The organism is Thauera butanivorans NBRC 103042 (genome assembly GCF_001591165.1).
In the GTDB taxonomy this organism is placed as follows: Bacteria; Pseudomonadota; Gammaproteobacteria; order Burkholderiales; family Rhodocyclaceae; genus Thauera; species Thauera butanivorans.
Window position 1 is genome coordinate 1 of sequence record NZ_BCUG01000090.1, and the last position, 10,027, is coordinate 10,027.

Here is a 10,027-nt window from a genome sequence, read left to right on the forward strand (position 1 = left end):
CTTGTGAGTGCCGTGCGCGCTGCCGCAGGCCGGCAGCGCGCCGGTTCTTCCGATGCGGTCTGTGCGCGGCCCGGGGCCGCAAGGACGAAATGCAATGGAGACCCCCGAGCTTGCGGTGGCGGCGACCCGTCCCATCGCCCTCGACTGGACCGCGGCGGCGCCCGCCGTGCGCGAACGCCACTGGCAGCGCGTCCATGGCGATGCGTCGCTGGCCGCCTGGCTCGCCCCGCTGGCGCCGACGCATCTGCACTTCGGCAGCGAGTTCTGCGAGCACCTGCTGCCGTCGCCGCGTGCCTTGCGCGAGGCCGTGCGCCAGGCCGGCGCGCACGGCCTGCGTTTCGCCCTGCTCACGCCGGTCGCTTCGCCCGGGGTGATCGAGCGGCTCGATGCCTTGCTGCCGATGCTGTCGGACGGCATGGAGGTGGTGGCCAACGACTGGGGCGTGGCCCATCTGGTGGCGACGCGCTTTCCCTCCCTCGGGCTGGTGGCGGGCCGGGTGCTGTGCCGCATGACCAAGGACCCGCGCCTCGACGCGGGCTGGGCCGGCCGCTGCGGCCATGCCCTGGCGGCGCCGACGATGCGCGTGCTGTTCGAGCGCCTCGGCATCCGCCGGCTGGAACTCGACATGCCGGTCTTCCCCGCCGAGGAAGCGTTCGACGGCCTGCCGCTGCCGGCGGGCGTGCATCTTCCCTTCGTGTATGTGGCCAAGGGGAGGATGTGCCGCGCGGGGAGCCTGTCGATGACGGGGCCGGAACGCTTCGCCGTCGGCCGCCGCTGCCAGAAGGAGTGCCTGCGCATGTCGGCGGCAGCCTCGCGGCCGGGGCGGGACGATGCCTGCAGCGCCGTGCAGCTCGGCAATACCTTGTTCAGCCGCCATTCCGATGAGATGGCGGATTCCCTGAGACGTGCGGCCGGCATGGGCCGCGTCGCGCGCCTGGTGGTCGCGGGAGAGTCCTTGTGAGAATCGTCGCCCCGGTGTCCCGCCTGTCCGAGATCGCCCTGCTGGCGCAGGCCGGCGCCAGCGAGTTCTATTGCGGCCTGGTGCCGCCGGAATGGCTCGGCCGCTTCCATGCGCTGAGCGCCAACCGCCGTCCGTCCGGCAACCTGAAGAGTTACGCGGATCTGGCCGCTGCGGTCGAGCTGGCCCACGCCCATGGCGCCATGCTGTCGCTGGTGCTGAACGCGCAGAACTACCCGGCCGCGCAGTCCGAGGCGGCGGTGGAGATCGCGCAGCGCTTCGCCGACATCGGCGGCGATGCGCTGATCGTCAGCGATCTCGGCCTGGTCCATCTGCTCGCGGCGCGCTTTCCCGCCCTGCGCGTGCATGTCAGCTCGGTGGCGACCTGCCGCAATGCGGCGGCGGCCCGCTTGTGCCTCGAGCTGGGCGCGCGCCGCCTGATCCTGCCGCGCGACGTGAGCATCGACGAAGCCGCCGGCATCGCTGCCGAAGTGCCGGACATCGAGATCGAGGCTTTCATCCTCAACGACGGCTGCGTCTTCGAGGAGGGCGCCTGCCATACGATCCATCTGCCGGGGCAGATGGGTGGGCCGATCTGCCTCGACCGCTACCAGTATCACTACCGCCGCCGCGATGGCGGCGAACTGCCGGCGCGCGTGGCGGCGCGCCTGCGGGAGAACGACGAGGCCTACGAGCGCTGGCTGTGGTACCGCTTTTCCTGCGGCTTCAGCACCACGCCGGAGGGCCTGCCGTACGGGCCTTGCGGCCTGTGTGCCATCCCCGCGCTGCGGCGTGGCAAGGTGGCGGCGATCAAGATCGCCGGGCGCGAGGCGCCGACGGCGCGCAAGCTGGCGAGCGTGCGCATGGTGAAGTCGGTCGTCGACCGTGTGCGCGGCGGCGCGGACGATGCGGCGGTGCGGGATTTCGCCATGGCCTTGAGGCCTTCCGAAGCGCACTGCGCCACCGGCTTCATGTGCTACTACCCGGAAGTGCTGCGGGCGGAGGCGAACTGAGATGGGTGCCTCATTCCCTGCCGTGCCGGCCTGGGCGGCCGCCGTGGCTGCCGCGGCGCTGATTGCGGGCTGGGCGGCGGCGGGGCAGGCGGTGCTCGTGGCCGCGGCCGCGCTGGCGCTGCATGCGGTGTTCAGGCCGGCCGGACGCCCGCGCGTGCTGTCGCTGGCCGCGGCGCTGGCATGGGGATGCGTGCTGGCGCTGGGCTGGCATTTCGCCATGGACGGCTTCGCGCTGCGTTACGTCTGGCTGTACAGCAGCGCCGAACTGCCCCTGCATCTGAAGCTGGCCAACGTGTGGGGTGGCGACGAAGGCACGACGCTGCTGCTGGCGGCCTGCTGCCTGAGCCTGGCCGCGAGCGGCGCGCGCGCCGGCGCGGATGCGGCCCGCTGGTCCGTCGCCGCGGCGATCGCCGCCTGGTATGCGCTGACCGCGGCGTGGCTGGCGCCGTTCGCGGCGACGCCGGCCGAATGGCTGGCGCAAGCGCCGTCGCAGGGCATGAACGCCCATCTGATGAAGATCTGGATGCTGTTCCATGCGCCGCTGGTGGTGCTGGCCTATGCGTGGACGCTGTCGCTGGCGGCGCCCGCGCTGGCCGCCCTGCGCGGCGCGCAGCCGGCCTGGCCGGGCCTCGCCCGCGCACGGGCGCGGCGGGCCTGGGCGGTGCTGACCGCCGGCATCGGCTTCGGCATGGTATGGGCCTTCGAGGACGCGATGTACGGTCAGGTGTGGCACTGGGATCCGGTGCAGACCGCGGCCTTCTGCCTGTGGTGCTTCCTCTGCGCGCATCTGCATGGCGTCGCCGGCTGGGCGCCCGGGCGCAAGCGCGGCTGGGCCGTGCCCTGGGCGGCCTTGCTTGCTGCGCTGATGGCGCCGCTGGCGATGGCGGTGACGCGCAATCCGATGCTCGCCAGTTCGCACCGCTACGTGGGGGCGGATTCGTGGATCGTCCATTTCGCGCTCGGCATCGTGTTGCTGCTGGCCGGGCTGGGGTGTGCGCTGGTACGGAGCGGCCGCGGCGGAAAGGATGCCTCGCCGCGAGCGGCGTCCGGCATCGGGCTGTGGCTGGCCCAGCTCGGCTTCCTGGCGGCGGGCGTCGCGGCGCTGGCGCAACTGGCTTTCGCCTTCGGCGCCCAGGCCGGGGGGATGCCGCGGCCGGAGGAGTACAAGCCTTTTCTCGCCATGCTGGTCAACCTGATGCCCAACGGCAGCGAGCTGGATGCCTTGCGCCAGGCCTTCGACCAATGGGACGTGGATGGCTACGTGCTGGCCCGCCTGCTGCTGGCACCGCTGGTGGTGCTCGGCGGCGTCGGCGGCTGGTATTTCTTCCGCCGGCTGTCCAAGCGCGCGGGCTGGGCGTCGCTGGCACTGGCGGCAGCGCTCGCGATGCTGGGGGCCGAGTTCGGCGGCCTGCTGACGCGCGGCTATGCGGGCATGGGCATCCTGTCGCAGAGCATCGTTGCGCTGCTGCCGCTGCTCGACGCCAGCCTGGTCGCAGGGGCCTACCTGGCGGCGGGCTGCCTGGCCTGGGCCGGCGTGACGGCATGGCGCCTGGGCTGGAAAGGCGTGTCGGTGTCGGCGCCGCTGGCGGCGATCCATGCCGGCGTGGTGCTGATGCTGTGGGGCGGCATGATGGCGATCGCGCTCAACAGCTATTCGCAGCACGAACTGTTGCCGGAGGGCGGGCTGGCCGAGGCGGCGACCGGCTGGGTGAAGGACAGGCATGGCTATACCTTCCGCCTGGCCGGGGTCCGCTTCGGCGATGCCGACGACGGCGCCCGGCGCGGCGAAAACGGCATTCGCGCAGTGACGACGGTGGAAGTGCGCGGCGCCCGCGGCGAGATCATGGACGGGCAGACGCTCTATCGCGACAGCCGCAGCCTGCCCGAGCGTTACGACGGCCCGATGCGGCAGGTCTGCGAGTTGCTGGACTACCGCTATGCCCGTCACGTCACGACGCCGGGCTATCTGCTCGACCCCCTGATCGACCACGGCTGGGGCCGCAGCGTGCAGTTCTGGATCTCGCCCGCGGCGCTGCTGGAAGCGGCGGCTGCAAATGGCGAGCCGCCGGTCGTGGTCGCGGTGGTGAAGGTCTTTCCGTTCGTGTCGCTGCTATGGACCGGCCTCGTGGTGGCGGCGCTGGGCGGCCTCTGGCTGGCCTTGCTGCCGCAGCGTGAGGTGAGCGCGGCGCGGGGCAGCCAAGCCGGATCTTTTCGCGCACCGTGAAAAGACGCCGTCCCCGGCGGGAATGAGCCCGGCTGCGGACGGCGGCGGACTGCCTTGCAGCTTCCGCTTCGCGGCCGGCATGACGAATTCGGCGCTGGTGCCGATGTGCTCCATCTAGCCGGATTGAGAGCCCCTGGCGTCCGCATCGCGGCGGACGCCGGGAGCTCTTGTTCCGGTAATCGGCCTTGAGCTGGGCCGGCCGGGCTCATGTGAACCGCAGCACCTGTGCCGCGCCGCGGGCCTTGGCGGCCTGCGGGTTGTCGAAGTCGGCCAGCAGTTGCGCCTGCCTGGCCTTGGCGAGCGCCATGTGGCGCTCCTTGACGTGGCCGTAGCCGCGTACCTCGTCCGGCAGGCTGGCGAGCTTGACCGCGATCGCGAGCTTGTCGCGATCGAGCTTGTCGCACAGTGTGTCGAGCAGGCGGTCGTAGTCCTCGATCGCCTGGCGCTCCATGCGGCGCTCTTCGGTCTTGCCGAAGATGTCCCACTTGCCGCCGCGCAGGTGCTTCATCTTCGCCAGGTGGCGGAAGGCCTTCAGCATCCAGGCGCCGTACTTCTGCTTGATCGGTTCGCCGGTCTGCGGGTCGCGCTTGGTCAGCAGCGGCGGGGCCAGGTTGTACTCGACCGTGTAGCCGTGCGGGAACTGCGCGTCCAGTTCGGCCAGGAAGGCCGGATCGGAATGCAGGCGGGCGACCTCGTACTCGTCCTTGTATGCCATCAGCTTGTAGAAGTGGCGCGCGGCGGCTTCGGCGAGCGCCGAGCTCTCCGGCGCAACGCGCTTCTCGGCTTCCATCACCTGCTTCACCTTGGCCGCGTAGCGGCGTGCATAGGCGGCATCCTGGTAGCCGATCAGGTCGGGCACGCGGATTTCGAGCAGGCGGCGTACTTCACCCGTGGCGCCGACCGAATCCACGATCTGGCGTGCCTCTGCGGTCATTTCGGGCAGCTTGGGCGCCTTGGCCTCGTGCTTGCGGATCTCGGCGTGGACGTAGTCGAGGTCGATCACCGCCATGCGGCCCCACTTGAAGGCGAGCAGGCTCATGTCCACACCGACGCCGGCCTGCTCGATCGCGGTCTCGAAGGCCTCGGCGCCGATCGGCAGTGCGCCGGCCTGGTAGGCCACGCCGACCATGAACATGTTGGTCGCCATGCTGTCGGCGAACAGGCCCTCGGCCAGCGTCTGCGCGTCGAGGTAGACGTTGTCGTTGCGGCGCGTGACGCGGTCGATGCCCTGGGTGAGGCGATCGACGTTGGGGAACTGCACCGACTTGTCCGACACCATGTAGCCGGTCGGTGCCTGGCCGGTGGACACAATCGCGATCGTGCGCCCGGGATGGCACTTGTCCAGGTTCTTGCCGTCGGTGGCGTTGAGGATGTCGAAGCCGAGGTAGAGGTCGGTGCTGCCGTCGGAGATCTTGTTGGCGCCATCGAAGGGCCGGGCGGTGATCTTGATGTCGGAGATTACCGCGCCGCCCTTCTGGGCGAGGCCGGTCTGGTCGAGCCCGACCGCCCATTTGCCGTCGAGGCGCGCGGCATTGGCGATGGTCGCCGCCACCGTGACCGAGCCGGTGCCGCCGATGCCCATGACGTGGGCGCCGAAGTCGTCCGGGTTCACCTTGAGGACGGGGTCGGGCAGCGTCCGCTCGAGCGCGGGCAGGCGGCCCTGCTTCTTTTTCTTGCCACCGTCGGCGCTCTCCGGCGCGGCCTTGGGCGTGATGGTCAGGAAGGACGGGCAGAAGCCCTTCACGCAGGAGTAGTCCTTGTTGCACGAGGGCTGGTGGATGCGCGTCTTGCGGCCGAACTCGGTCTGCACCGGCTCGACCGACATGCAGTTGGACTTCTCGCCGCAGTCGCCGCAGCCTTCGCACACGCGCTCGTTGATCACCATCACCGCTGCCGGCTCCCACGCCTTGCCGCGGCCACGCTGGCGGCGCAGTTCGGCGGCGCACTCCTGGTCGTGGATCAGCACGGTCGTGCCCGCCGTCCCGGCGAGCAGCTTCTGCGCTTCCATGATGCGGTCGCGGTGCCAGATTTCGGTGTTGCCCGCGAGATCGACCGCGTTGTAGCGCGACAGGTCCTCGGTGGTGACGATGATGCGCTTGACGCCGTTGGCGACCAGTTCGGCCACCAGGTTGCGCACCGGCTCGGCGCCCATGATCTGCTGGCCGCCGGTCATCGAGGTGTGGCTGTTGACCAGGATCTTGAAGGTGATGTCGGTGTCGGTCGCCGCACAGTAGCGCACCGCCAGGCTGCCGGAGTGGGCGTAGGTGCCGTCGCCCATGTTCTGGAAGATGTGCCGGGTGTCGGTGAAGGGCTGCATGCCGATCCACTGCGCGCCCTCGGCGCCCATGTGGGTGCCCATCACCACGCCGCGGTTCATCCACATCGCCATCGTGTGGCAGCCGATGCCGGCCGACACGATGCTGCCGTCGGGGGCCTTGGTCGAGGTGTTGTGCGGACAGCCCGAGCAGTACCAGGCCGAGCGCGTCAGCGTGGCCGGCGCGTGGCGGCCGTGGATCTCGTCCAGGCGGCGGATCCAGGCTTCGGCCGATTCCAGCTTCGTCTTGCGCGACAGGCGGGCGTGCAGCGCGCGGGCGATGATGTCGGACTCGAATTCGCCGTGGAAGGGCAGCAGGTCGCGGCCTTCCTCGTCGCGCTTGCCGACGATGCGCGGCGCGTTGGCGGTGCCGTAGAGGATTTCCTTGGCGAAGAGTTCGATGAAGGGGCGCTTCTCCTCGACGACGAGGATTTCCTCCAGGCCGCGCGCGAAGTCGCGGATGTCGTCCGGCTGCAGCGGGTTGAGCATGCCGATCTTGAGGATGCGCACGCCGGCGCGGCGCAGCGCGTCGTCGTCGAGGCCCATTTCCATGCAAGCCTGGCGCAGGTCGTGGTAGGTCTTGCCGGCGGCGACGATGCCCAGCCAGGCGCCGGGGTTGGGGAGCGTGAGCTTGTTGAGGCCGTTCGCGCGCGCGTACTGGCGGGCGAGTTCGAGGCGCGCGTAGTACAGGGTGCGCTCCATGTCGAGCGCGTCCTTGCGCACGTTCATGCCGAGGTTGACCCCGGGCGTGTAGGGGCGGCCGTCGAGCTCCACCACCGGGGTGACGAACTGCAGGCGGTCCGGGTCGACGAGCGCGCTGCCGCTGCCGTCGGCGACGTTGGTGACGATCTTGAGCCCCGCCCACAGGCCGCAGATGCGCGACAGGTAGTAGCCGTGCAGGCCGAAGTCGAGGATGTCCTGCACGTTGCCCGGGTACAGCGAGGGGATGCCGACGTGGTAGAACATGGCCTCCGACTGGCTCGGCAGCGAGGACGACTTGCAGCTCGGGTCGTCGCCGAAGATGGCGAGCACGCCGCCGTTCTTGAGCGTGCCGGTGTAGTTGGCGTGCTTGAGCGCGTCGCCCGAGCGGTCCACGCCGGGTGCCTTGCCGTACCAGGTGCCGACCACGCCGTCGAACTTCTGCCCGCCGACCGTGTGCATCATCTGGGTGCCCCACACGGCGGTGGCGGCGAGGTCCTCGTTGAGGCCGTCGACGAAGTGGATGTTGTGCTGCAGCAGCAGCTTCTGCTGCCTGATGAAGTTGGCGTCCAGCATGCCGACGGGCGAGCCGCGGTAGCCGGACACGAACATGGCGTTGTTCAGACCGCGGCGACGGTCGAAGCGGATCTGGTCCATCGTCAGGCGCACCAGCGCCTCGATGCCACCGATGTGGATGATGCCTTCTTCCGCGGTGAATTGCCGGGTCAGGTCCTGTTTGGACGACATCGTGGGTTCCTCTGTCTCTGTGCTGGCTTGGCGCCTGTCATGGGTCGGGGGGCGGGGGCCGGGGCACCTACTCTCGTGCGCCGCCGGCCTGGCCGTGCACCGTGTCCTTGTGCTCAGACGAAGCGCACCGAGCAGTCGCCGATGCCGGCGACGGTCATGCGCAGGTTGTCGCCGGCCTGGGCGGGCACCATCGCGCCGAGCGCGCCGGACAGCACGATCTCGCCCGCCTCGAGGCCGATCCCCAGGCGGCCGAGGGTGTTCGCCAGCCACACGACCGCATTGACGGGCGAGTTCATCGTCGCTGCGCCGGCGCCGGTGACGACGACCTCGCCGTTCTTTTCCAGCACCATGCCGCAGGTGACGAGATCGAGGTCGCGCACGTCGATCAGCCTGGAGCCGAGCACGAAGACGCCGCAGGAGGCGTTGTCGGCCACGGTGTCCTGGATGCGGATCTTCCAGTCGCGGATGCGTGAGTCGACGATCTCGAAGCAGGCCATCACGCCTTCGGTCGCCCGCAGCACGTCGGCTGCGGTCACGCCCGGACCCATCAGGTCGTGCTTGAGCACGAAGGCGATCTCACCCTCGGCCTTGGGCTGGATCAGCGACGACGCTGGAATCGGGTCGCCGGCGCCGTACACCATCGCGTCGGTGAGCATGCCGAAGTCCGGCTGGTCGACGCCGAGCATGTTCATCACCGCCTTGCTGGTGACGCCGATCTTCTTGCCGACGATGCGCTCTCCCGCCTCGATGCGGCGGGCGATCATGCGCTGCTGGATGCGGTAGGCATCCTCGATGCGGATGTCGGGATGGCGCTCGGTGAGCGGTGCGATCGGGCTGCGGTCCCGCAGTGCCGAGTACAGCTCGTCGCCGCAGTGCTTGATCGTGTTTTCGTCCATTTCTGACTCTTGTCCCAGTGTTTCGTGTGGAATGCGGCCGATGGCTGGCTCAGTGCGCCAGGAAGTCGAGCGTCATGCGGTTGAACTTGTCCGCATGCTCCCACTGGGCCCAGTGGCCGCAGCGGTTGAAGATGTGCAGCTCGGCGTTGGGCATGCCCCAGATCAGGCGCAGGCCGACGTCCATCGGCACGAAGCGGTCGTCGCGGCCCCAGATCACCAGCGTCGGCGCGGTGATCTCGCCCAGGCGCGAGCCCTGGTCGGGGAACTGCCTGGGGTTGGCGGCCAGGCTCTTGACGAAGTTCTCGAGGTGGTCCTTGCGCGCCAGCATGTTGTCCAGGCGGGCCTGGAACAGCGCCTCGGTCATGCTGCCCGGGTCGAAGACGAAGACGTTCATCATCTTCTTCAGGTTCTCGATCGTCGGCTCGCGGTACAGGCCCTGCAGCAGCTTGATGCCTTCGGTGGGCATGGGCACGAACTGGCTCGGGCCGCCGGTGCCGCCGCCCATCAGGATCAGCTTGCCGACGCGGGCCGGGTTGGAGAGCGCGAAGGCGACCGCACTGTGACCGCCCATCGAGTTGCCGACGATGTGCACCTTGTCCAGTTGCAGGGCGTCGAGCAGCGCCTTCAGGGTCTGGGCGTTGAGATCCGAGCGCGAGCCGGTGCACACGATCGGGTCGCTCTTGCCCCAGCCGAGGCAGTCCAGCAGCAGCACGCGGTAGCCGGCGCCGACAAAGGCGTCGACGTTGCGGTGGAAGTTCGCCCAGCCGGTGGCGCCGGGGCCCGAGCCGTGCAGCATGACGACGGTTTCCGCGCCGGCACCGCAGTCGTTGTAATGCACCTGCACGTCGAGTTCATTCACCTCGAGGCGGATGAGGTGGCTGGTGGCGGCTTCGGTCAGGGGGGCAGTCTGAATGGTCATCGTTGTCGGTCCTGTTGGTGTCGGGTGGGCGGCATGTGTCTGCCGTGGTGGTCGTGGGCGTTCAGCCCTTGTATGGTCCGGTTCCAAGCCCGATCGGCGCCGGCGCGGCGGCGACGAGCCTGGAGAAAATCTGTGCGAAGTCCTCTTCGCCGGTTTTTGCGCTCGCCCGCGTGCCGCTGAGCGGATCGTCGGCGACGAAGCCGGCGTTGGCCTTTTCCCAGTCCTCGGCGGTGAAGTGCTTGCGGATCAGCGGCAGC

Annotated in this window: 6 protein-coding genes and 1 pseudogene; 3 read left to right on the plus strand and 4 right to left on the minus strand. The window is 69.5% G+C overall.

Features of this window, described 5'->3' with window-relative positions:
• The first annotated feature begins 94 nt into the window (after positions 1 to 94).
• From TBU01S_RS21765 to ccsA, 3 genes are read left to right on the plus strand one after another with little or no spacing between them, the layout of a single operon-like run.
• Positions 95 to 961 carry a hypothetical protein gene (locus TBU01S_RS21765; protein ID WP_068639588.1) on the plus strand — a complete coding sequence of 289 codons (867 nt, stop codon included), beginning with the start codon at positions 95 to 97 and terminating at the stop codon, positions 959 to 961.
• Positions 958 to 1,971, plus strand: coding sequence for a U32 family peptidase (locus TBU01S_RS21770; RefSeq protein ID WP_068639589.1), 1,014 nt, complete (start codon positions 958 to 960; stop codon positions 1,969 to 1,971). Before TBU01S_RS21765 ends, TBU01S_RS21770 begins: the two co-directional genes overlap by 4 nt.
• A gap of 1 nt (position 1,972) precedes the next feature.
• The gene (ccsA, locus tag TBU01S_RS21775; RefSeq protein ID WP_068639590.1) at positions 1,973 to 4,195 is read left to right on the plus strand and encodes a cytochrome c biogenesis protein CcsA; all 2,223 of its coding nucleotides are present in this window, start codon (positions 1,973 to 1,975) and stop codon (positions 4,193 to 4,195) included.
• 205 nt (positions 4,196 to 4,400) lie between these two features.
• Here the strand turns inward: ccsA and TBU01S_RS21780 are convergent, their stop codons facing one another.
• The 4 genes and pseudogenes from TBU01S_RS21780 to TBU01S_RS21795 form a co-directional block, all read right to left on the minus strand.
• Positions 4,401 to 8,090, minus strand: coding sequence for an indolepyruvate ferredoxin oxidoreductase family protein (locus TBU01S_RS21780; protein ID WP_281178485.1), 3,690 nt, complete (start codon positions 8,088 to 8,090; stop codon positions 4,401 to 4,403).
• A complete protein-coding gene (gene dmpE / locus TBU01S_RS21785; protein WP_068639592.1) occupies positions 8,069 to 8,851 on the minus strand; it encodes a 2-oxopent-4-enoate hydratase in 783 nt (260 codons plus the stop codon). Before dmpE ends, TBU01S_RS21780 begins: the two co-directional genes overlap by 22 nt.
• 49 nt (positions 8,852 to 8,900) lie before the next feature.
• Positions 8,901 to 9,770 (minus strand): alpha/beta fold hydrolase, encoded by an 870-nt coding sequence (locus TBU01S_RS21790; RefSeq protein ID WP_068639593.1) that lies wholly within the window; start codon positions 9,768 to 9,770, stop codon positions 8,901 to 8,903.
• Positions 9,771 to 9,831: 61 nt separating this feature from the next.
• Positions 9,832 to 10,027, minus strand: a pseudogene (locus TBU01S_RS21795) (hemerythrin domain-containing protein); the annotation flags it as partial.

Coding starts and splice junctions, on each gene's coding strand:
- TBU01S_RS21765 (WP_068639588.1), top strand. CDS start 95: ATGGAGACCCCCGAGCTTGCGGTGGCGGCGACCCGTCCCATCGCCCTC.
- ccsA (WP_068639590.1), top strand. CDS start 1,973: ATGGGTGCCTCATTCCCTGCCGTGCCGGCCTGGGCGGCCGCCGTGGCT.
- dmpE (WP_068639592.1), bottom strand. CDS start 8,851: ATGGACGAAAACACGATCAAGCACTGCGGCGACGAGCTGTACTCGGCA.
- TBU01S_RS21790 (WP_068639593.1), bottom strand. CDS start 9,770: ATGACCATTCAGACTGCCCCCCTGACCGAAGCCGCCACCAGCCACCTC.